The sequence below is a fragment of the Mesorhizobium sp. M1143 genome (assembly GCF_040318435.1).
GTDB lineage: Bacteria > Pseudomonadota > Alphaproteobacteria > Rhizobiales > Rhizobiaceae > Mesorhizobium.
This window is the reverse complement of sequence record NZ_JAMYMJ010000033.1, coordinates 1-21,436: the sequence shown is the minus strand read 5'-3', so window position 1 is coordinate 21,436 and position 21,436 is coordinate 1. Positions and strand designations below refer to the sequence as shown.

Below are 21,436 nucleotides of genomic sequence, written 5' to 3'. Positions count from 1 at the left end.
TCGGGTGGCTGGTATCGTGGCACCGTGCAAATCAGGCGTCGACCGCAGCGAAAGGACAGCCATGCTCACGCTTCATGATTATTTGCCGTCGCAAAACGGTTGGAAGGCGAGGGTCGTGCTCGGCCTGCTCAACATTCCCTATGAAAGCCGCCTGGTGTCGATTTTCGAGGGCGAGAGCCACACCGACGCCTTCCTGAAGCTCAACCCGGCCGGCGCCGTTCCTGTGCTCGAACTCGAGGATGGCCGTGCGATCGCCGAATCGAATGCGATCCTCATTTATCTCGCCGAAGGCACGCCCTTGCTGCCGGCGGATCGCTATGTCAGCGCGAAAGTTCTGCAATGGCTGTTCTTCGAACAGTACCATGTCGAGCCGGTCATCGGCTCCCTGCGCTTCTGGACGCTGGCCGGAAGGCTGGAGCGCAACCAGGCGACGCTTCCGGCCAAGCGCGAAGCCGGCGCCCGCACGCTGGCAGCGCTGGAGCGCAGCCTGAACGACACGCCGTTCCTTGTCGGCGACATGCTCACCATCGCCGACATTGCTGTCTATGCCTACGGCCACCGTGCCGAAGATTGCGGCTTTGCGCTGGCGGCTTATCCGGCGGTTCGTGCCTGGACGGGCCGGGTACGCGACGCCATCGGTCCCGGCTATCCCGTGCATCTCTACAGCATCGATCGGCATTCGGCTGCTTGACGGCAAAAGGCGCGCGTTCACCTTGCTTAGTCGAAAAGAAGACCCAGATTCTGCTTTGTCGGCGGCTTTCGCTCGCAATCCGTTGACTGGATGGCCGGATCCCGGCATCAACTCGACGACCTGCCGGCACTTAGCATGGAGGTGACCATGACACGCGACGACATCATTTCGGTGTTGGGGCCGGTAGACGAGGCGGTCATAGCCGACATCGCGCTGACCGGCGCCACCCTTCAAGAACTGCGCGAGGCGTTCGCCTGGCTCGGTGCCGACGAGGCGCTGGTCAACGAGGGCCGCCCCTTGCCGGGAACGAAGGTGGCGCGGCTGATCGAACTCCTCGATATGCCGGACGACGAGGACGGTCCACAGGCGGTGGCGGCGCAGGGGTTAGGGCAGTAGGGCCCTGACTACTGCGGTTTCCCATTCACTTCACGCCCTCGACAGCAGCCGGCGCATGATCAGCGAGGCATGGCCGGCGACGCCGTGCGCGGCCGGGCGGTGTTCGACCACCTCGAAACCGTGCTTGCGATAGAAGGCGATCGCCTGGTCGTTGCCCTCGATCACTTCCAGCGCAATGCTGGGGATGCCGGCATGCGCGACAAGCACCGCGTGCAGCAGGTCGGTGGCGAGCCCGCTGCCGAACTCTGACTTGTCGATGTGCAGCCGGTCGAGCAGGACATCGCCACGATCGTCCATCGCCGCCATCGCGTAGCCGGCGATCGAACCGTCCGGCCGTTCGGCCACGAACGACATCTTGTTGTCGTCCAGAAGTTCGGCTGCCAGCCGCTCGGGCGCATGCTTGTCGTCCGAGAGGCGTGCCGTGGTCTCGGGTCCCAGGATCGGCGAATAGGTGCGCCGCCAGGAGTCTCCCAGCAGCCGCGATACCGACGCTACATCGTTCTCTGTCATCGCCCTGATCTGAACCATGGCCGATCCCTCACCGCCTCACCCGCGACTTCAGCCAACGATCGAAGGCCACGGCCAGGATCAGGATCAGGCCGATGACGATGCTTTGTGTGTAGGAAGAGACATTGTTGAACTGTAGCCCGTTCTGCAGCACGCCGATCAGTGCTGCGCCCACCACCGTGCCGCCGACCGAGCCGATGCCGCCGAATAGCGAGGTGCCGCCGATGACCACGGCCGAAATCACCGTAAGCTCGTAGCCGATGCCGGCCACGGCTTCGGAGGAGTTGAGCCGTGCTGACAAAACGAAGGCGGCCAGCCCGGCGAAGAAGCCGACGATGACATAGACCGAGATCAGAATGCGGTCGACGCGCAGGCCCGAAAGGCGCGCGGCCTCGGCATTGCCGCCGACGGCATAGACGGCGCGGCCATAGCGCGTATAGCGCAGCACGATGTGGCACAGGATGGCCGCCACCGCGAAGATGATCGCCGGCACCGGCACCGGTCCGATGAGCCCGGTGCCGAACCAGCGCATCGAGGCGTCGAAGCCGGAGATCGGTCCGCCATTGGAGATGGTCAGCGTCAGGCCGCGAAACACGGTGAGCCCACCCAGCGTGACGACGAAGGGCGGCACTTTCAGCCGGGTGATGGCAAAGCCCTGGACGCCGCCGGCCAGCGCCCCGACGATGACGGCGGCAAGCAAGGCGGCGAACCAGCCATATCCTTGCGTGCCCGTGGTCGACAGCGACAGCGTGTTGGCGGTGCCGCCCTTGGCCACCACCGCCGCCACCATGCCGCAGAAGGCGAGCAGCGAGCCGACCGACAGGTCGATGCCGGCAGTGAGGATGACGAAAGTCATGCCAAGCGCGATCAGCCCGGTGATCGAGATCTGCCTCAAAATGTTGAACAGGTTGATTGGATCGATGAAGCTCGGCTTCAGCACGGTGAAGATGACGATCAACACCGCCAGGAACATCAGCGGCCCAAAACTCATCAGAAGCCGCGCGATGTTGATGCCGCTGCGCTGGGTCTGTTCGGTGGTGCTGGTCATTGCATCGCGTCCTGCTTGCGGTCGAGCGCCATCAGTTCCATCAGTTTTTCCTCGGTCGCTTCGATGCCCGGCATTTCGCCGGTGATACGGCCGCGCCGCATGGTGACGATGCGATCCGACACCGCCAGCACTTCCGGCAGCTCCGACGAGATCATCATGATGGCGATGCCGCGTGCGGCAAGCTGCACCAGGATCTGGTGCACTTCGGCCTTGGCGCCGACATCGACGCCGCGCGTTGGCTCGTCGACGATCAGTACTTTCGGGTCGCGCGCCAGCCAGCGGGCCAGGATCACCTTTTGCTGATTGCCGCCGGACAGGCCCTCGATGGCCTGCTCGGGCGAGGCCATGCGGATCGACAGTGCCTTGCGATACCCGGCCAGCGCCTCGCGCTCGCGCCGTTCGGCCATGAAGCCGGCCCCATTGCTGTAGCGGCCGAGCGAGGCGATGGAGAAATTGTTGAGAATGCCAAGTGCTGCAAAAATCGCCTGGTGCTTGCGGTCTTCCGGCACCAGCCCGATGCCGAGTTTGATGGCGTCGGCGGGCGAAGCCGGGGCGATCGGCTTGCCGTCGAGCGCAATCGTGCCGGCCGCGATGCGGTCGGCGCCGAAAATGGCGCGGGCAAGCTCGGTGCGGCCGGAACCGACGAGGCCGGCAACGCCGAGGATTTCACCGGCCTTCAGATCGAGGTTGACGCCTTCGAGCACGATGGCATGCGGCGCCAGCGGGTCGCGCACCGTCCGCAGCCCGCGCACCGAGAGCCTGACCTCGCCGGCGACATCGCGCTGCGTCGGCCGCGCGTAGAGTTCGGAGGCGGCGCGGCCGACCATCTTCTCGATGATCTTCGGAATCTGGATCGGCCGGCCGTCGCGGTCGAGATGACCGGCCAGCCTGCCGTCCCGCAGCACGGTCATGCGGTCGCAAATGGCGGACGCTTCCTCCAGCCGGTGGGTGACGAACATGATGGCGACACCGTCCTTGCGCAGCCTGTCCATGATCGACATCAGTTTCTGCACCTCGGTCTCGGTCAGCGCCGAGGTCGGCTCGTCCATGATGATCAGGCGGCTTTCCAGCGACAGAGCGCGGGCGATTTCGACCAGCTGCTGTTCGGCTACCGACAGCGAGGACACCGGCGTCGCCGGATCGATGTCTAGACCGACGCGGGCGATGATCGCGCGCGAGGCGTCCTCCATCCTGCGCCAGCTGACCAGCCCGAGCGGACCGAGCAGCGCGCGGCCGATGAAGATGTTTTCCGCCACCGTCAGCGTCGGGATCAGGCTGAGTTCCTGGTAGATGGTGACGATGCCGTGCCGCTTGGCGTCCTGTGGGCTGGACGGTGCGTAGTCGGCCCCGTCGAAGACGATGCGACCGCTCGACGGCGGCATCACGCCGGACAGGATTTTCAACAGCGTCGACTTGCCGGCGCCGTTCTCGCCGAGCAGGCCAAGGATCTCACTGGGCCGCACCTCGAGCGAAACGTCGATGAGCGCGGTGACGCCGGAAAAATGCTTGGTCACGCCTTCGACGGAAAGGAGCGGGGGCGATGATGCGGTGGGTTCAACGGCGGACAAGCATTGCTCCCGGATTGCGATAGGCAGCGGGACAGCGCCCCCCTCTGTCCTGCCGGACATCTCCCCCACACGGGGGGAGATCAGCAGTTTTGCCGGCAGCACTATTTCTATAACGTTGGCGATTGGCGAAAGCAGACGTGACGGCCAATCTCCCCCCAAGTGGGGGCGGTGTCCGGCAGGACAGAGGGGGGCGCGACAGAGCGCGACCTCCACCCGTCATGGGCCCTACTCTCACTTCGTCTCGTTCAACCTCTCCGCCTTGTCGAGATTGTCCTTGCCGATGACGATCGGCGTCAACAGCACCAGCTTCTCCTTCGGCTGGGTCTTGTCCCTGGCGAAGGCGACCGCTATCTGCACCGCCTTGCGCGACTGTTCGCCGGGGAACTGCTCGACCGTGCCGGCGAGCTTGCCGTCGCGCACGGCGACCAGCGCTTCCGGCAGCGCGTCGAAGCCGTAGATCTTGACGTCGGTGAAGTTGCGCGCGGCACAGGCTTCGAGCGCGCCGAGCGCCATGTCGTCATTGGCGCAGATGATGGCGTCCGGCTTGCCGTTGGCGGCAAGCCCGGCCTCGGTCACCGACAGCGCTTCGGCGCGGGCGAAGTTGGCGGTCTGCTCGAAGATGATCTGGTACTTGTCCTTGAGCGGATCGAGCACATTGTGGACGCCTTTGTTGCGGTCGATCGCGGGCCCGGCACCCGGCTGGCCCTGCAAATGGAACAGCTTGGCGCCGTTCGGGAACGCCGCCACCATGGCCTGCGCCTCGGCTTCGCCACCCTTGACATTGTCAGCGCCGACATGGGCGAGAATGCCCTCGACGCCGTCGACGCGGCGGTCGATCGTCACCACCGGAACGCCGGCCTTGACCGCTTCCTCGATCGCCGGCGCCAGCGCGTTGACGTCAAGCGGCGAAATCACGATGGCGTTGACCTTCTGCACAAGTGCGGCCTCGATGTCGGCGGTCTGCTTCGGCGCCGAGTTCTGGCCGTCGCTCTCGGTCAGATTGACGCCTTGCGCCTGCGCCTCCGCCTTGATCTCGTTCAGCATGTGCACAAAGAACGGAAAGCCGAGATTGGGCACCGAGCCCAATATGGTCAATTTGTCGGCGGCAAAGGCCATGGGCGCGGCCAGCGCCATGGCGCCGGTCGCCACGGTCGACAACAGGAATTCGCGTCTGTTCATCAGATATCCTCCACATGAACGCAGGAGCCCGAAACCGGGAGCGGCTCGGGACGGTCCTTGCGTCAATTCAAAAATGGAGTGTCCTGTGAACGCCCCGAGGGGACGCGAGGCGCTCCAGCCGGTCCGCCGCAACGTTCTCCTCCGCACGGCGCCGACCGGAGGATGCTAGCCAAGGAAAATCGATTACGCAAGGTGAGGCGAGGGGCTGAAACTGCTAATCTCCCCCCTTGTGGGGGAGATGTCCGGCAGGACAGAGGGGGGCGCTGTCCTGCCGACATTGGCCAATTTCACTTACATCTTTGAGCTAACCTCTACGCAGAATACTTGATGCGGGCGATCCTTCGCGCCCCCCTCTGCCTTGCCAGGCATCTCCCCCACGAGGGGGGAGATTGGCAGCTTAGACGCCTCTACCGATCGATCGTCGTCATCACCCGCTCATTGTAGCGCGGCCCTGAGACCTTGCCGGGCGCAAGGGCTGCGTCGAGCGCAGCAGTCTCGGCCGGGTCGAGCTGGATCGCGGCCGCAGCAACATTTTCTTCGAGATACTTGCGCCGCTTTGTCCCCGGGATCGGCACGATGTCAATGCCGAAACCGTCGCCCTTGCCGAGCACCCAGGCCAGCGCGATCTGTGCGGGCTTTGCCCCTTTGGCCGCGGCCACCTCCTGCACCGCAGCCGCAGCCGCGACATTAGCGTCGTAGTTGGCGCCCTGGTAGCGGGGGTCGCCGCGGCGGAAATCGCCTTCCGGATAATCCTCGGCGCGCTTGACGTCGCCGGCGAGGAAACCGCGGCCGAGCGGCGCGAACGGCACCAGGCCGATGCCGAGCTTTTTGAGCAGCGGGATGATCTCCGGCTCCAGATTGCGCTCCCAAAGCGAATACTCGCTCTGCAGCGCCGAGACAGGGTGCACGGCATGCGCACGGCCGATATTCGCCGCGCCCGCTTCCGACAGGCCGAAGAAGCGCACTTTGCCATCGGCAACCAGCCGGCCGACCGTGCCGGCGACGTCTTCCATCGGCACCGCCGGATCGACGCGATGCTGGTAGTAAAGGTCGATATGGTCGGTGCCGAGCCGCTTCAGCGAGCCCTCCAGCGCCTCGCGGATATGGTCGGGCCGGCTGTCACGCTCCGTGCCGACCTGTCTGCCGTTTTCGATGCGGAAGCCGAATTTGGTGGCAAGGGTCACCTCATCGCGCCGGCCCTTCAGCGCCCGCCCGAGCAGTTCTTCATTGGCATAGGCGCCGTAGACTTCCGCCGTGTCGAGGAAGGTACAGCCGAGTTCGATGGCTCGGTGCAGGGTGGCGATCGATTCCGCCTCGTCGGCAGGGCCGTAGGACTGGCTCATGCCCATGCAGCCGAGGCCGATCACCGAGACCTGCAGCCCCTGGCTGCCGAGTTTGCGGGTGCTGAGGGTCATTGCCGTTCTCCTTGGGGCTGAGGAAAACTATAGCGGCCGCTCCTCCAGTTTCCATAGCTGTTCGGCGGAAGAACAGCGCTTCCCTTGACAAAACCCAGCCGCAAGCGCCTTTGCTGGCGGCCATTGGGGGCCATGGGGATACCAATGAAGAAGATCTACGAGAAGCCGACGCGGAACCGGCGTCAGCAGCTCTCGCGCGTCACCGCGCTCATAATTCCTTCGGACCACTAACCGAATATTGTCGTCGTCATTGCAAAGCCCACTGCCGAGGCGCAGCGGTTTTTTGCTGCCGCCGGATCGTAGCGCTGCCAGAAGCAGGCGGTCAAAATTGACAGAGCAGCCGATCTCCAGCATCCTTATGCCGCCGCCATGTCTTGCGGTCGTGTGTATGAGTGAGCCATGGCCAGTTCCGTCACCAGCCAGAATTCCAAGCGCGCCGCGGTGCGCAAGGCGCTCGACCGCCACAAGGTCTACGTCACCGCGCAAAGCTTTTCCGGCGGCGTCTACTCGGCCCGCGTGCTGGTCGACGGCGAGGCCTACTGGGTCGACGAGTTCCGGCTGAGCCAGCTCCAGCAAGGGCTGTCCCCGGCCGAGCTAGACCTGACGCCGGCCACCGACGATTGAGTGTGAACGCCGTTCCTTCGCACCGCGCTGGGAAATTTGAAATGTTGGCGGGACAGCACTGTGCAGGAACGCTGCGCAGGGAAGGTTCGTCCGCCGCCGCCGCTCCCGCCTGACCCATGCCAACCCCGCCAACACTCAAGGCCTATCGCGCCAAGCGCGAATTTACGAAGACGCCGGAACCGGCGGGCGGGGTCATTTCAGGCGACGGCAACCGCTTCGTCGTCCACAAGCATCACGCCACCGCCGACCATTACGATTTGCGCCTGCAGGTCGGCGGCGTGCTGAAAAGCTGGGCGGTGCCGCGCGGGCCCTCGCTCAACCCGGCCGACAAGCGGCTCGCAGTCGAGACCGAGGACCATCCGCTCGAATATATCGACTTCGAGGGCGTCATTCCCGAAGGCGAATATGGCGGCGGGCCGATGATCGTCTGGGACACCGGCACCTGGGCACCGATGGACGATGTCGACAAGAGCCTGCGCACCGGCGCCTTCAAGTTCCGGCTGGCCGGCGCCAAGTTGAATGGCGGCTGGATGCTGACCCGTCTGAAGCCCAAGCCCGGCGAAGACAGCGAGAAGAAAAACTGGCTGCTGTTCAAGGAGCGCGATCTCGCCGCCGATGCCGGCCTCGACATCCTGGAAGCGCGGCCGGAAAGCGTGAAGTCCGGCAAGCGGATCGAGGAGCTGGTGGCGCCGCCGAAGAAGCCGGCCCGCCTGCCGCCCAAACCCGGCGCGCTGAAACCCGGCGCGCTGCCCGGCGCTGTCAGGGGCGATCCGCCGTCGCGCATCGAGCCGCAGCTCGCCACGCAGGTGCCGAAGCCACCGGGTGGGCCAGTGGAAGACACAGGTGAACTCTGGTTGCACGAAATAAAATTCGACGGCTACCGTACCATGGCGCATATCGCCGATGGCGAGGTCAGGCTGATCACCCGCGGCGGCATCGACTGGACGAGGCGTTACGGCGACCTGCCGCAGGCATTCGCCCGGCTGCCCCTCAGCCAGGCGATCATCGACGGCGAGATCATGGTGCTGGACGAGAAGGGCATCTCGCGTTTCGCGCTGCTGCAGGATGCGCTGTCGGCGGGTGCGGGCAGCAAGCTCCATTTCTATGCCTTCGACCTGCTGCATCTCGACGGCTGGGACCTCCGCAAGGCACCGCTCGCAAACCGCAAGGCCCTGCTCGCCGAACTGCTAGCCGGGCAGGGCGCTACCTCCGCCATCCAGCTGAGCGACCATGTCGAAGGCGACGGACAGGGGCTGTACGATCAGGCCTCGATCCTTGGGCTGGAGGGCGTCGTCTCCAAGCGCGCCAACGCCATCTACCAGAGCGGCCGCACGAAGAGCTGGACCAAGGTCAAAGCGCTTGAGACCGGCGATTTCATCATCGCCGGCTACACCGTTTCCGACGCGGCCGAAGGACTGGCGGCAATCGGCATGGCTGAATTCGCGGATGGTGAACTGCACTATCGCGGCAAGGTTGGCACCGGCTTCGATGCCGCGACGGCGGGCGACTTGCTGGCCCGGCTGCAGCCGCTGCGAGACGGCGCGACAGCACCCGAGGGTGTGCCGCGCGAGATCATGCGCGAGATGAAATGGGTGCGGCCGATGCTGTCGGCCCGCATCCACTACGCCAACCGAACGGCGGACAATTCGCTGCGCCACGGTGTGTTTCGGGGCTTGCGCGATGTCGGCCTGTCGACGCCGGTGTCGCCGAAGCGCAAGCGGCTGATCGCCGAAGCCGATCTCGCAACCATCTGGGTGACCAATCCGGAGCGGCGGCTGTTCGGCAAGACCGGACCGACCAAACTCGACATCGCCGTCTATTACGCGCTGGTCGGCGATTTCATGCTGCCGCACATTATGGGCCGCCCGGTGTCGCTGGTGCGCTGCCCGACGGGCCTGCCGAAGGACTGTTTCTTCCAGCGCCACGCCTTCACCGGCATGCCGCCGTCGGTGGTCACTTTTGACGCCACCAACTTCGAAGGTGAAACCAAATCCTATCTGTCGGTCGAGGGAGCAAAAGGCTATCTGGCACTCGCGCAGTTCGGCGTCGTTGAGTTCCACACCTGGGGCACGCATCGCTTGAGCCTCGACAAGCCCGACCAGATCGTTTTCGATCTCGATCCGGGTGAGGGCATCGCCTGGCGCGAGGTGGTCGAGGCCGCCGTCCACATCAAGGGCGAATTGGAGCGGTTCGGCCTGGTGCCGTTCGCCAAGACATCCGGCGGCAGCGGCATCCACATAACCGTGCCGGTGACGCAAAAGCAGAACTGGAAGAAGCTGCACCAGGCGACCAGCGCCATCTCCACGCACCTGGCGGCCACCGCGCCCGACACTTTCACCACCACAATGGGCAAGGAAAACCGCAAGCGCCGCATCTTCATCGACTATCACCGCAACGCGCGCGGCCACACCTCCGCGGCGCCTTATTCGCTGCGCGCCCGCACCAACCTGCCGGCGTCGACGCCGGTGAGTTGGGCAGACCTTGAGACGATCGATGCGCCGCAGGATCTGAACTATTCGTCCTTGCCGGGGCTGTTGGCGACGTCGGGCGATCCGTGGGCGGACATGGAGGATTTCGCAAGAGATTTGCCGTTGTTTTCGGGGAAGTAGATCGGGAGGTGTTGGCGATCCGGCACACCCCCCCTCTGTCCTGCCGGACATCTCCCCCGCAAGGGGGGAGATCGGATGTCGCCTCTGCTTTCGCCAATCGCAAACCTTGCAAGAGGAGCGATAAGGTTGAAGCTGCCAATCTCCCCACTTGCGGGGGAGATGTCCGGCAGGACAGAGGGGGGTGCTGTCCCTCCGGCATGACTTACTTCCCCAAGTCCATCGACCATGCGGACAATTTGAATTATCCTCCGTCGGTGCCCTCCAGCTCACCTGGAAGGTTTCGTCAGGAATTTGCCGGTATGTTTGGGGCCGGTGTAGGATTTGCGCAGTGCCAATCGTCCTCGGAACGAAGCGCTGCAGTAAGCATGACCCCGAAACGTGGGAACCGGTTTTCGGTTAAGATCATGCTCAGTCTGAAATGTCAGTGCATGGCCGCGTAGGAGAGTATCATGGCGCCCAGGGCAAGTTGGAAGGGTTACCTCAAGCTCAGCCTCGTCAGTTGTCCGGTCCGGCTCTATCCGGCAACGACGACCAGCGAGCGCATATCGTTCAACCAATTGCACAAGAAGACCCACAACCGCATCAACATGAAGCCGGTCGACCCTGAACTCGGCCTCGTCGAGCGCGCGGACTTGGTCAAGGGTTACGAATACGAGGACAAGCAGTACATCATCATCGATGAGGCCGACCTCGAAGCAGTGCGCATCGAATCCAATCACACGATGAACATCGAGGCCTTCGTCGACGAAGACGAGGTTGACGTCATCTATCAAGATGCGCCGTACTATATGGCGCCGGATGGCGCCATGGCGGAAGAAACCTTCGCCGTGCTGCGCGAGGCAATGCGCAAATCCGGCAAGCTGGCCATTGCCCGCCTTGTCCTGTCCAGCCGCGAGCGCGTGGTGACGATCGGCGCGCGCGAGAACGGCATGTTCGTGTGTACGTTGAGGAACCCGAACGAAGTGCGCGGCACGGCTGAATATTTCGGCAACATCCCGGCTGGCAAGCCGGATCCCGAAATGCTGCAATTGGCCGAAGCGCTAATCAAGCAGAAGGAAACCACCTTCGATCCGAAGAATTATGAGGACCGCTACGAGATCGCGCTGATGACGATGATCCGCGAGAAACTGAAGGGCCATAAGCCGATCATTGCGGCGGCGCCCGAGCGTGGCAATGTCATCAACCTCATGGACGCGTTGAAGGCGAGCCTGTCGCAATCAGCCAAGCCGCCGGCCAAGTCGAAGAGCAAGGCCGACGACGCTGAAAAACCTGCCGCCAAGGGTAAGGCGGGTGCGGCCAAGGAAAACCCGTTGAAGGCCAATCTGCTCAAGGCCGTCGGCAAGAGCAAGGGGTGACGGCGCCGACCGGTATAATCCCGGGCGCCGTCTTCGGCGCCATCGGCGCGCTGGCGGCATTTCCGCTGCGGCTCGCGGCCCGTGAGGTGGAGCGTCAGCACGGCCAGTTGCGGCGCGGCGTCACCAGGCGCACCAGCCATGTTGTGTTCGGCCGAACGCTGATCGCCAAGGCCGGCACGGCGAAGGGCGGCGATGCCGAGATCGAGCGCCGGGTTGCAGCCGAGGGCTCCGCTGGCCGAACACTCCTTAGCGAAAATGGCTTCCTGCGCCTGCTTGGTCTGATGAAGGCGCCGGAGGCGTCTTCGCTGTCCAGGCAGTCTCTCGTCGACCAGTCCAGACTGTCCGGTGCCGACCTCGACCTGCTCAGCCTGTTCGACGCCTTCGAGCACGATTGTGAACCCTACTCGTTCCGCGATCTGATCCTTGCCCGCAAATATGCCGGGCTGGTCGCCGGCGGTGCATCCTGGGGCGCGATCGCGCGCTCCGTGCATCGCTCCGGTCCGGTCGCTTCGCTCACCGCCAAATCGCTCAATGTCGGCTCGCAGCATGGCCGGCCCGGTGCGATCTATCTCGAAGGCGGCCAGAGCGAACTCGACGGCCAGCTGCTGTTTGATCTCGGCAGTGCAGCCGGCGACGACACGCTGGAGGACCTGTTCGCCGAGGCTGAAAGCGCGGAGGAACAGGGCGATCACGAGCAGGCGGCGGCCCTTTACCAGCGCTGCCTTGCCATCGATCCGAGCGACGCCATCGCCGCCTTCAACCGCGCCAACTGCCTGCGCGGCGCAGGGCGTGTCAGTGAGGCCGCGCACGACTACGCCCGCGCGATCAAGCTAGATCCCGCATTCGTCGAGGCCTGGTTCAACCTCGCCGGCCTGATGAGTGAGCAGGGCAAGGTGCCTTCTGCGCGCCGCCATCTGCAAAAGGCGATCACGCTCGACAGGACTTATGCCGATCCAGTGTTCAACCTCGCCCGACTGGAATTCGACGCCGGGGATCTACTGGAGGCGCGGCGGAACTGGGTGCGCTATCTCAAACTCGATGCTGAGTCCGAGTGGGCGCGGATGGCGCAAAAGGGGATACAGTTCGTGGATCTGCAGACGGCGCGGACGGCGGGGTGAGATGTTGGCGCGCGAGCACCCCCCTCTGGCCTGCCGGCCATCTCCCCCTCAAGGGGGGAGATTGGGTGTCGCCATCGCTTTCGCCAATCACTATCGTCGCGAGGTCCGTGAGGCGCTGAAACTGCCAATCTCCCCCCTTGAGGGGGAGATGTCCGGCAGGACAGAGGGGGGCGCGAAGGAACTCGGCCTTTACCGGCAGCGCACCCCATGACCGCCTTCCTCTTCGACGGCAACGACACCGCCCCCCTCACCATCCTGCTTGCCCATGGCGCGGGCGCGTCGATGGATTCCCCCTCGATGACCGACACCGCCAAGGCGCTCGCCACAGCCGGCTTCCAGGTTGCGCGCTTCGAATTCCACTATATGGCGGCGCGACGCTATGGCCAGCGCAAGCCGCCGCCGCGTGCCGAGACGGTCAACCCGGAATACATCAAGGCAATCGCGGACCTCAGGGCGAGGGGCGTCACCGGGAAGCTGATCATCGGCGGCAAGTCGATGGGCGGGCGCGTCGCCTCGATGGTTGCCGACGAGATGTTCGCCAAGGGCGAGATTTCGGGCCTCGTCTGCCTCGGCTATCCCTTTCATCCGCCGGCCAAGCCCGAGCAACTCAGGACAAAACATCTCGCCGACTTCAAGACGCCGACGCTGATCTTCCAGGGCACCCGCGACGAGTTCGGCACGAAAGAAGAGGTCGGGACCTACGGCCTTTCCAAAGCCATCGAGGTGATCTGGCTGGAGGATGGCGACCACGACCTGAAGCCGCGCAAGAGCGTGTCGGGGTTTTCGACGGCGGATCATCTGAAGGCGCTGGCAGAGACGGCGAAGGCATGGGCGGCAGGCCTATCGGGCTCGTCATCCTAGGGCGGAGCAAGGAGCGAAGCGACGCGCGCAGACCCTAGCGAGGGGCGCCCTCGGCATCAGAAAATGAAAATCGCCACCTTCAATATCAACAACGTCAACAGCCGGCTGCAAAACCTGCTGGCGTGGCTGGCGGCAGCCAAGCCCGATGTCGTCTGCCTGCAGGAGCTGAAGGCGCGCGACATGCAGTTTCCGCGCACGGCACTGGCCGACGCCAGCTATGGCGCGGTGTGGAAGGGCGAGCCGACCTGGAACGGCGTTGCCATACTGGCGCGAGGAGCCGAGCCGGTGCTGACCCGTGACGAACTGCCCGGCGATACCGCCGACAAGCAGAGCCGCTACATCGAGGCGGCGGTGTCGGGCGTCGTCATCGCCTGTCTCTACGCGCCCAACGGTAACCCGCAGCCGGGGCCGAAATTCCAGTACAAGCTGGCCTGGCATGAAAGGCTGGAGGCGCATGCCGCAGAACTCTTCGACACCGGCCTGCCGGTGGCGCTGGTCGGCGACTACAACATCGTGCCCGAGCCGCGCGACATCTACGCCACCCGCTCCTATGACGACAACGCGCTGGTGCAGCCGGAAAGCCGGGCGTCGTTCCAGCGTCTGCTCGAGCAGGGCTGGACCGATGCGCTCCGCAAGAAGCATCCGAAGGAAACGCTCTACACATTCTGGGATTATCGCCGCAACCGCTGGCCGCGCGATGCCGGGCTGCGGCTCGACCACATCTTGCTGTCGAAGAAACTGGCGCGCCGCCTCACCGCTGCCGGCATCGACCGCGATGTCAGAGGTGAGGACGGCGCCAGCGACCACGCGCCGGTATGGGTCGAATTGAAGTGAATTTGGCTGCGTGATCGCGCCCACTTTCGTGGGCGCAGTTTTGCACTATTTGTTTCGCTGCGGCGGCCGCATGATGAGCAAGGTGCGGCACCGGAGGGGGAGTCCGATGGACAGGTTGGCCGAAAGGCTGTTTGCGCTTCCGCTGCTGGCGGCCGCTTTGGCTTGTCTGGTGCGGGCGTATCTGCTGCTCGGCGACAGAGATTTCAGCTGGAGCGGGATCGATCACATGCTGCACGGCCCAGCCACGCTGCGACCGGTGGTGTTCCTGACCGTCGGCGGGCTTTGCCTGCTTGGCGCCCTGTTGTTCTGGGCCGGACTGCTGCCGGGCCGGCGAAGCCAGCCTGCTGGAACGCCGCTTTTTGGCCGCGACGCCGAGATGGAATCCAAGGGTCGCCCGGGCTGGCGGCGCGCCTTCCTCATGTTGCCGGTGCTCGCCGTGTTGGCGCTGCTGGCCGACCACTTCCCTTGGGCGCGTGACGCCGGCCCGGGCGCTGAGGTCGTCGCCCCGAGAGAGCCCAAAGCCGAGCCGAAGGGCCAGGATATCGCCGGCGTCCCACCGGACCTGGCGACGCCGGCGGTTCCACCGAGTTCGCCGCCGCTCGCCACGCCTCCCGAGCCAACCCCGCCTGAGCAGGCTGCCAAACCGCCGGAACCGGCGCAGCCTACGCCTCCAGCTGCTCCCCCTCGGCCGCCACAAGTCGCACTCGCTCCGGCGACACCGCCACCGCAAACCGTCGCGCCGTTGCCGCCGCCTCCGCCGGCGCTGCCGACCGAGCCCGACGGCCATCGCGACGCCGTCGTCTGGCTCGCCGTCTCGGCCGATGGCCGCGACATCATGAGCGCCAGCACCGACCATATGATCAAGCTCTGGGACATCGCCGGCAAGCGGCTGATCCGCAACCTTGGTGAACACAAGGACATGGCGCGCACGGCGCTGTTCATGCCCGACGGCGCAACCGCGCTGACCGCCGGCGACGATGGCGAGATCGTGCTGCGAAAGCTTGCCGACGGCGCGGTGCTGCATGTCTTCTCGTCGGGCGCGAATGGCGGCGTGCGCAAGCTGGCGATCAGCCCGGACGGCAAGCGCGCCGTCAGTGGCCACGACACCGGCAACGTCATCGTCTGGGATCTCGTCAACAAATCGGTGCTGCATGTGCTGACCGGACATGACTGGCCGATCAGCACGGTCGCAATCTCGCCCGACGGCACGCGCGCGCTCAGCGGCTCCATCGACGGCACGCTGAAATTCTGGGACGTCGAAAGCGGCAAGCAATTGCGAAGCTGGCACGGCCACGAGCAGGGCACTTACGGCGCTGTCTTCACCGCCGACGGCCATCATGTCGTCACCGGCAGCGGCGACTACACGATCAAGCTCTGGGACCTCGACACGTTTAGGGAATTGCGCCGCTTCGAGGGTCACGAAGGCACCGTCTATACGCTGGCGCTGTCGGCCGATGGCAAGCGCTTGGCCTCCGGCTCGCTCGACGGCACGGCGCGGCTGTGGGATGTCGGCACCGGCGGCCAGACCGCCATGTTCGACAGCCGCACCGGCCCGATCTACGCCGTTGCCTTCGCCACCGACGGCACGCTGCTCACCGGCGGCGACGATCGCACCATCAGGGATTGGCCGGCGGCTGGCGGCGATGGCGAAATCCTGTTCGCCGGCGCACCGCAGTAGCGACATCAAATGCTTTGGATATTCCAGAACAGCCTGGCTTGCGCTATGGATTACTGGTGGCTGCAAATGGATTGGGGACGGTGAGCAACAACGACTGGGCGCCCAAAGTGGATACACCTGTCTACAGCCCGCCCACGTCGCGTCGCCGAGGGGTCCTTACCGTCGTTCTGGTGTTGCTGGCGGCTTTTGTGCTGCTCGGTCCTGGCCGAAATTACTATGTGCAGTGGTCAGCGGCACAAAAGGGTGCAGCGGCTCTCCAGGCAAAGGATTATGCCGAGGTATTCCGTCAAATGAAGATCATGGCGGACGCTGGCAATGTTGACGCAAAAGGCCAGCTTGGTGCGCTGTACTGGCGCGGGGAGGGCGTGGCTCAGAACGACAGCCAGGCGGTGTATTGGTGGAAGAAATCCGCCGATGGCGGCAATGCGGAAGCCATAGCAGCACTGGGTCAGGCCTACCTTATGGGCAGGGGCGTTGAAAAGGACAGTCGGCTTGCCGAGAGTTTCTCACGAAAGGCCGCCGATAAAGACAACATGAATGGGCAGTACCAGCTCGGCGTGTTGTACTGGCAGGGCCAAGGGGTCGCGCAAAGTTATGAGCAGGCGCTCTATTGGTGGCGCAAGGCGGCCGATCAGGGGAGCGGGGAGGCTGAATATTCTCTCGGCCAAGTCTATTTAAATGGCCAAGGGGTCGAAAGAAACGATCAACTGGCGTTGAAGTTTTCCAGGCAATCAGCCGACAAGGGCAATGCGAACGCTCAGTACGCCCTCGGCGTCCTGTATGCGCAGGGTCGGGGTGTTGCGCAAAGCTTCGAGCAGGCTGCCTCATGGTGGCGCAAGGCGGCTGACCAAGGAAGCCTGGAGGCCGCTTTCTGTCTCGGACGCGCCTACTATCTTAACCAAGGCGTCAAGAAGGATGATCAGGCCGCCATAGTGTGGGTGAAAAAGGCAGCCGATCTGGGTGAGCCGAATGCCCAGGCTTTGCTGGGCACGTTGTACTCGCGGGGCCACGGCGTTGAGCAGGATGACCGCCTTGCGTTCGGGTGGTGGATGAAGGCCGCAACCACCGGTCTGACAGAAGCGCAATACGCGGTGGCGGCCGCTTATGGCCAGGGAAAAGGTACCCCTAGGGACGACGGCCAGGCGTTTGCGTGGATGAGCAAAGCCGCCAATCAGGGCTTTGTGTTCGCCCAGTCGAATCTGGGCGGATATTATTCGATGGGCCAAGGCGTCGAGAAGAGCGCCGGGCAGGCGGTCTATTGGTGGCGCAAGGCCGCGGAAGCGGGGAATGCCGAAGCCGGTGCCAATCTGGCCCGGGCGTATTCGCTGGGCGAAGGCGTGGGACGGGACGATGCGTTGGCCGCGACTTGGGCGCAAAAGGCGTCCGACGGGCGAAACGCCGACGCTCAATATATGCTTGGTATCCTCTACAGCCAGGGCCGCGGCGTTGCGCAAGACAATGATCTGGCCTTCCGATGGTGGATGAAGGCTGCTGTCCAAGGCCATGTGGTAGCGCAGTATAATGTCGGGGTCGTCTATCGGGACGGGCAGGGCGTCGGGAAGGATGAAAGGCAGGCATTCGAGTGGCTGAGCAAGGCTGCCGACAAGGACAATGACCTTGCGCAGTTCGCTCTCGGTGGACTGTATTGGGATGGTCTAGGAGTAACGAAGGACCCCGTTCAGGCGGCAAGGCTCTGGCGCAAAGCCGCCGACCAGAGCAATGCATTCGCGCAGAAAGCGCTCGGCACAGCCTATTCCGAGGGTGTTGGCGTTGCGCAAAGCAGTGCGGATGCGGCGGGCTGGTGGCTCAAGGCGGCGCGGCAGGGAAATGTCGATGCCCAGCTAGCCTTAGCGTATGCCTCGGCCAACGGCGTGGGCATTGCCAGAGACGACAAGGCTGCCGAGTCCTGGTGGCTGGAAGCCGCAAAGGCCGGCAGCGTCGATGCCGAGTTCAGTCTGGGCTCGCTCTACTACCGCGGCGTCGATGGGAAACCAAACTACAAGGAAGCCGCCAAATGGTTCTTCAAGGCGGCAGGCCACGGCAGTTCCGGCGCCAAGACCTATCTCGACCTGATGAAGGAAAACGGCCAGCTCGACAGCAAGATGCTGTGAGCCGAGTGCATAAGCGTCGCCGTCACGCCTTCCGTTTGAGGCATGACACTCGCATCGCACGATGCGAAGACTCATTTGCCGCTGCATCTCGAGAATCCCATGCCCAACCTCCACATCGTCGAAGCCTCGATTGCCGATCTGCGGCATGCCCTCGAAGACGGCACCGTCACCAGCGTCGAGCTGGTGGGCGCTTATCTCAGGCGCATCGCGCACTACGACCGCCATGGCATCGCGCTCAATGCCGTGCCGGTGCTTAACCCGGCAATGTTCGAGGAGGCGGCGGCGTCCGACCTGCGGCGGCGCAATGGCGCCACCCTCGGGCCGCTCGACGGCATCCCCTACACCGCCAAGGACAGCTATAAGGTGAAGGGCCTGACGGTGGCCGCCGGCTCGCCCGCCTTCGAGCATCTCGTCGCCAATGAGGACGCTTTCACCATTGCCAGGCTGAGGGCCGGTGGTGCTGTGCTGATCGGGCTGACCAACATGCCGCCAATGGCGAATGGCGGCATGCAGCGCGGCGTCTATGGCCGGGCCGAAAGCCCCTACAATGCAGATTACCTGACCGCCGCCTTCGCTTCCGGCTCGTCCAACGGCTCGGGCACGGCCACCGCCGCCAGCTTTGCCGCTTTCGGGCTGGGCGAGGAGACATGGTCTTCCGGCCGCGCGCCGGCGTCCAACAATGCACTTGTCGCCTACACGCCGTCGCGCGGCGTCATTTCGGTCAGGGGCAACTGGCCGCTGGTGCCGACCATGGATGTGGTGGTGCCGCACACGCGCGGCATTGCCGACATGCTGGAGCTGCTCGACGTGATCGTCGCCGACGATACCGAGACGCGCGGCGATTTCTGGCGCGCGCAGCCCTGGGTGTCGATCGCGAAAAGCGCTGCTCTCAGGCCGCCAAGCTACACTACACTCGCCTTGGAGGGCTCGTTGAAAGGCAAACGCCTCGGCGTGCCGAAAATGTATATCGGCCGCGACGGCGGCGCGCCCAAACCCATCGAGACCCGCGCCTCGGTGCTCGACCTCTGGCGGCAGGCAGCGCGTGACCTGGAAAAGCTCGGCGCGGAGGTGGTCGAGGTCGATTTCCCCGTCGTCTCGAACTATGAGCGCGACCGTCCGGGCACAAAAACCATGGTCGAACGCGGGCTGGTGCCGGAAGCCTTCGCCGAGCGCGAAATCTGGGATCTCTGCATGTGGGGCTGGGACGATTTCCTGCGCGCCAATGCCGATCCGGCGATCCCCGATCTGGCTGCGGTCGACGGCCCAAAGATTTTCCCGCAGCCGCCGGGCGCGCTGCCGGACCGCTATGGCGACGACGGTTTCGATCTGGCCGACTACGTCACGAGCGCCAAGCAGGGCGTGATGCCATTGCTGGACATTCCAGCGCTGGCGGAAGGTCTGAGGGGATTGGAGGCGACGCGGCGCATCGACTTCGAGGACTGGCTGGACGAGCACAGGCTCGACGCCGTCGTGCTGCCGGCGGTCGCCGATGTCGGCCCGGCCGATGCCGACGTCAACGAGACCTCTGCAGCAATCGCCTGGCGCAACGGCACCTGGGTTGCCAATGGCAATCTGGTGTGGCGTCATCTTGGCATCCCGACCGTCACCGTGCCGATGGGAACGATGGCCGATATCGGCATGCCGGTCGGGCTGACCTTTGCGGGCAAGGCCTATGATGATGCGGAGTTGCTGCGCCTCGCCGGCGACTACGAGCGCGCCACCCAGCGCCGCACCAGCCCGCCGCGCACGCCGGAATTGCCGGACGATGTCTTTGCGGAACGCGGTGATTTGCGGGTCGGCGATGCGCTGCCGCCGGCACTCAGGCTTGCCGCTGAAACGATGCGGCGAGGAGACCAGGCCGAGATCGCCGTGACGGTTGAACTCGATGCGGAGACCGCTGACCTCAAGGTTCACGTCAATGGCGAACCGGTCGCTCTGCGGCGCAGCGGCACAAGCTTTCACGGTCGCATCCTGGTGCCGGCCGGCGAGCATGAAAGAATGCACAGTGTGCGGCGAGGCGCTTACGGCTCGATCGTTACGGCCGTCATGCGGCTGGAGGATGGACGCACGGCTGGTGCTTACGTGGTCGCGGGTGGAATCGGGTGAGGGTACAGGTAATCTCCCCAAGGGGGAGATCAGCAGCTTCGCCGTCTTGACCCTCCCATCGCCCGCGTTATCTTCGCGCCATGTCAAAACTCGCTCCCCTCATCGTCATCGATCTCCAGACCAACATGTTCGACGGGCGCGTCGAGCCGCCGATCCATGATGCGCCGGGCATAGCCGAGCGTACCCGCTCGCTGATCGGCTGGGCGCGGCGCGAGGGGCGCCGGATAGCGTTCGTGCGGCATGACGGGCCGGCCAGCGATCCGCTGGCGCCGGGCGAGCCGGGTTGGCCGGTATGGCCGGAACTCGGCCAGGCCAAGGACGAGCCGACATTCTCCAAGACCGTCCGTAACGCCTTTTCGAATGCCGAGCTTGGCGCCTGGGTGGCCGGGCAGGGGGCCGGCGAAGTCGTGCTCGCCGGAGCGCAAACCGATTTCTGCATCGCCGGCACCGTCAAGGGCGCCCTGGCCGAGGGCCTCGGCGTTACCGTCGTTTCCGATGCCCATTCCACGCTGGACACTGAAGGCGAAACCGCGACCGAGATCATCGCCCGGTACAATGCGGACTTCACCGATGCCGGCGCCACGCTGGTGACGACGAAGGCGCTGACCGGCGACTGAAGCGCCGGCGCTTCGAATACTGGGAGACTACCGTGCCAACCCTGAAATTGCCGGCCGAAGGCGGGTGCCGCTGCGGACGTGTGCGGCTCAAGATTTCCGCAAAACCGCTTTTGACCATGGCTTGCCATTGCACCGGCTGCCAGCGCATGTCGGCCAGCGCCTATTCACTGAGCGCCACCATTCCCTCGGACGGCTTCGAAATCATGCAAGGCGAGCCGGTGATCGGCGGGCTGCACGGCGCCTCGCGTCATTACTTCTGCCCGCATTGCATGAGCTGGATGTTCACCCAGCCCGAAGAGCTCGACTGGTTCGTCAATCTGCGCCCCACCATGCTCGACGAGCCCGGCTGGTTCACGCCGTTCATCGAGACATGGACCAGCGAGAAACTCCCCTGGGCAACGACGCCTGCGGTGCACAGTTACGAGGCGCTGCCGGCCTTTGAGGAATATGAGGGGCTGGTGGCGGAGTTCGGTGAAACCGCGAATCTCCCCCCTTGAGGGGGAGATGGCCGGCAGGCCAGAGGGGGTCGGTGCGACTGGGCTCGACGTCCTTGCTGCAGATGGAAGGTTGGCGCTTCACGCGCGGCGACCCCCTCTGTCGCCTTCGGCGACATCTCCCCCCTTGAGGGCATAGGCGCTAAGATAGGTATTGCCCTGCGGAATCGGGTGTGATTCTACACTGCGATGACACACGAATCGCTTGTTGATGACGGCTGGGCC

Annotated in this window: 18 protein-coding genes; 13 read left to right on the top strand and 5 right to left on the bottom strand. The window is 64.6% G+C overall.

Going from position 1 to position 21,436, the window contains the following annotated elements; translation table 11 throughout:
* Positions 1-61 precede the first annotated feature (61 nt).
* Positions 62-691, top strand: a complete 630-nt coding sequence (locus NKH35_RS20815; protein WP_023733987.1) for a glutathione S-transferase family protein — start codon at positions 62-64, stop codon at positions 689-691.
* Between the two features lie 147 nt (positions 692-838).
* Positions 839-1,087, top strand: coding sequence for a hypothetical protein (locus NKH35_RS20810; protein WP_031201948.1), 249 nt, complete (start codon positions 839-841; stop codon positions 1,085-1,087).
* Positions 1,088-1,117: 30 nt separating this feature from the next.
* On the opposite strand, the gene NKH35_RS20805 is transcribed toward NKH35_RS20810, so the two are convergent.
* The 5 genes from NKH35_RS20805 to NKH35_RS20785 form a co-directional block, all read right to left on the bottom strand.
* Positions 1,118-1,615: a GNAT family N-acetyltransferase gene (locus NKH35_RS20805; protein ID WP_023733988.1), complete on the bottom strand. Its 498-nt coding sequence runs from the start codon at positions 1,613-1,615 to the stop codon at positions 1,118-1,120.
* A 10-nt stretch (positions 1,616-1,625) separates the two neighbouring features.
* Positions 1,626-2,642 carry an ABC transporter permease gene (locus NKH35_RS20800; RefSeq protein WP_023673479.1) on the bottom strand — a complete coding sequence of 339 codons (1,017 nt, stop codon included), beginning with the start codon at positions 2,640-2,642 and terminating at the stop codon, positions 1,626-1,628.
* Entirely contained in the window at positions 2,639-4,270 is a 1,632-nt protein-coding gene (locus NKH35_RS20795) for a sugar ABC transporter ATP-binding protein (RefSeq protein ID WP_502906990.1), read from the bottom strand. The genes NKH35_RS20800 and NKH35_RS20795 overlap by 4 nt, the downstream gene beginning before the upstream one ends.
* Before the next feature lie 171 nt (positions 4,271-4,441).
* Positions 4,442-5,389 (bottom strand): substrate-binding domain-containing protein, encoded by a 948-nt coding sequence (locus NKH35_RS20790; protein ID WP_023693785.1) that lies wholly within the window; start codon positions 5,387-5,389, stop codon positions 4,442-4,444.
* Between the two features lie 407 nt (positions 5,390-5,796).
* Entirely contained in the window at positions 5,797-6,804 is a 1,008-nt protein-coding gene (locus NKH35_RS20785; RefSeq protein WP_023693784.1) for an aldo/keto reductase, read from the bottom strand.
* A gap of 399 nt (positions 6,805-7,203) precedes the next feature.
* Between NKH35_RS20785 and NKH35_RS20780 the strand changes: the two genes are divergently transcribed.
* From NKH35_RS20780 to NKH35_RS20730, 11 genes are all read left to right on the top strand, one after another.
* A complete protein-coding gene (locus NKH35_RS20780) occupies positions 7,204-7,428 on the top strand; it encodes a hypothetical protein (protein ID WP_023699154.1) in 225 nt (74 codons plus the stop codon).
* A 116-nt stretch (positions 7,429-7,544) separates the two neighbouring features.
* Complete coding sequence (gene ligD, locus NKH35_RS20775) at positions 7,545-10,037, top strand: DNA ligase D (RefSeq protein ID WP_352916172.1); 2,493 nt, start codon at positions 7,545-7,547, stop codon at positions 10,035-10,037.
* A 449-nt stretch (positions 10,038-10,486) separates the two neighbouring features.
* Positions 10,487-11,392 carry a non-homologous end joining protein Ku gene (gene ku / locus NKH35_RS20770; protein WP_023685883.1) on the top strand — a complete coding sequence of 302 codons (906 nt, stop codon included), beginning with the start codon at positions 10,487-10,489 and terminating at the stop codon, positions 11,390-11,392.
* Positions 11,389-12,510 (top strand): tetratricopeptide repeat protein, encoded by a 1,122-nt coding sequence (locus NKH35_RS20765; RefSeq protein ID WP_352916169.1) that lies wholly within the window; start codon positions 11,389-11,391, stop codon positions 12,508-12,510. The genes ku and NKH35_RS20765 overlap by 4 nt, the downstream gene beginning before the upstream one ends.
* 207 nt (positions 12,511-12,717) lie before the next feature.
* A complete protein-coding gene (locus tag NKH35_RS20760) occupies positions 12,718-13,371 on the top strand; it encodes an alpha/beta hydrolase family protein (RefSeq protein WP_352916167.1) in 654 nt (217 codons plus the stop codon).
* Between the two features lie 63 nt (positions 13,372-13,434).
* Entirely contained in the window at positions 13,435-14,205 is a 771-nt protein-coding gene (locus tag NKH35_RS20755; protein ID WP_352916164.1) for an exodeoxyribonuclease III, read from the top strand.
* Positions 14,206-14,311: 106 nt separating this feature from the next.
* The gene (locus NKH35_RS20750; protein WP_352916161.1) at positions 14,312-15,883 is read left to right on the top strand and encodes a WD40 repeat domain-containing protein; all 1,572 of its coding nucleotides are present in this window, start codon (positions 14,312-14,314) and stop codon (positions 15,881-15,883) included.
* Between the two features lie 80 nt (positions 15,884-15,963).
* Positions 15,964-17,994, top strand: coding sequence for an SEL1-like repeat protein (locus NKH35_RS20745; RefSeq protein ID WP_352916158.1), 2,031 nt, complete (start codon positions 15,964-15,966; stop codon positions 17,992-17,994).
* Between the two features lie 99 nt (positions 17,995-18,093).
* Positions 18,094-20,100, top strand: coding sequence for an amidase (locus tag NKH35_RS20740; protein WP_352916155.1), 2,007 nt, complete (start codon positions 18,094-18,096; stop codon positions 20,098-20,100).
* Between the two features lie 80 nt (positions 20,101-20,180).
* Positions 20,181-20,717 carry an isochorismatase family protein gene (locus NKH35_RS20735; protein ID WP_023743915.1) on the top strand — a complete coding sequence of 179 codons (537 nt, stop codon included), beginning with the start codon at positions 20,181-20,183 and terminating at the stop codon, positions 20,715-20,717.
* Positions 20,718-20,749: 32 nt separating this feature from the next.
* Positions 20,750-21,214, top strand: a complete 465-nt coding sequence (locus NKH35_RS20730) for a GFA family protein (protein WP_352916152.1) — start codon at positions 20,750-20,752, stop codon at positions 21,212-21,214.
* Positions 21,215-21,436: the final 222 nt, after the last annotated feature.

What these genes read in the sequence shown, in the direction of transcription:
- NKH35_RS20815 (WP_023733987.1), top strand. Translation starts at nt 62, where the DNA reads ATGCTCACGCTTCATGATTATTTGCCGTCGCAAAACGGTTGGAAGGCG.
- NKH35_RS20810 (WP_031201948.1), top strand. Translation starts at nt 839, where the DNA reads ATGACACGCGACGACATCATTTCGGTGTTGGGGCCGGTAGACGAGGCG.
- NKH35_RS20805 (WP_023733988.1), bottom strand. Translation starts at nt 1,615, where the DNA reads ATGGTTCAGATCAGGGCGATGACAGAGAACGATGTAGCGTCGGTATCG.
- NKH35_RS20800 (WP_023673479.1), bottom strand. Translation starts at nt 2,642, where the DNA reads ATGACCAGCACCACCGAACAGACCCAGCGCAGCGGCATCAACATCGCG.
- NKH35_RS20795 (WP_502906990.1), bottom strand. Translation starts at nt 4,270, where the DNA reads ATGTCCGGCAGGACAGAGGGGGGCGCTGTCCCGCTGCCTATCGCAATC.
- NKH35_RS20790 (WP_023693785.1), bottom strand. Translation starts at nt 5,389, where the DNA reads ATGAACAGACGCGAATTCCTGTTGTCGACCGTGGCGACCGGCGCCATG.
- NKH35_RS20785 (WP_023693784.1), bottom strand. Translation starts at nt 6,804, where the DNA reads ATGACCCTCAGCACCCGCAAACTCGGCAGCCAGGGGCTGCAGGTCTCG.
- NKH35_RS20780 (WP_023699154.1), top strand. Translation starts at nt 7,204, where the DNA reads ATGGCCAGTTCCGTCACCAGCCAGAATTCCAAGCGCGCCGCGGTGCGC.
- ligD (WP_352916172.1), top strand. Translation starts at nt 7,545, where the DNA reads ATGCCAACCCCGCCAACACTCAAGGCCTATCGCGCCAAGCGCGAATTT.
- ku (WP_023685883.1), top strand. Translation starts at nt 10,487, where the DNA reads ATGGCGCCCAGGGCAAGTTGGAAGGGTTACCTCAAGCTCAGCCTCGTC.
- NKH35_RS20760 (WP_352916167.1), top strand. Translation starts at nt 12,718, where the DNA reads ATGACCGCCTTCCTCTTCGACGGCAACGACACCGCCCCCCTCACCATC.
- NKH35_RS20755 (WP_352916164.1), top strand. Translation starts at nt 13,435, where the DNA reads ATGAAAATCGCCACCTTCAATATCAACAACGTCAACAGCCGGCTGCAA.
- NKH35_RS20750 (WP_352916161.1), top strand. Translation starts at nt 14,312, where the DNA reads ATGGACAGGTTGGCCGAAAGGCTGTTTGCGCTTCCGCTGCTGGCGGCC.
- NKH35_RS20740 (WP_352916155.1), top strand. Translation starts at nt 18,094, where the DNA reads ATGCCCAACCTCCACATCGTCGAAGCCTCGATTGCCGATCTGCGGCAT.
- NKH35_RS20735 (WP_023743915.1), top strand. Translation starts at nt 20,181, where the DNA reads ATGTCAAAACTCGCTCCCCTCATCGTCATCGATCTCCAGACCAACATG.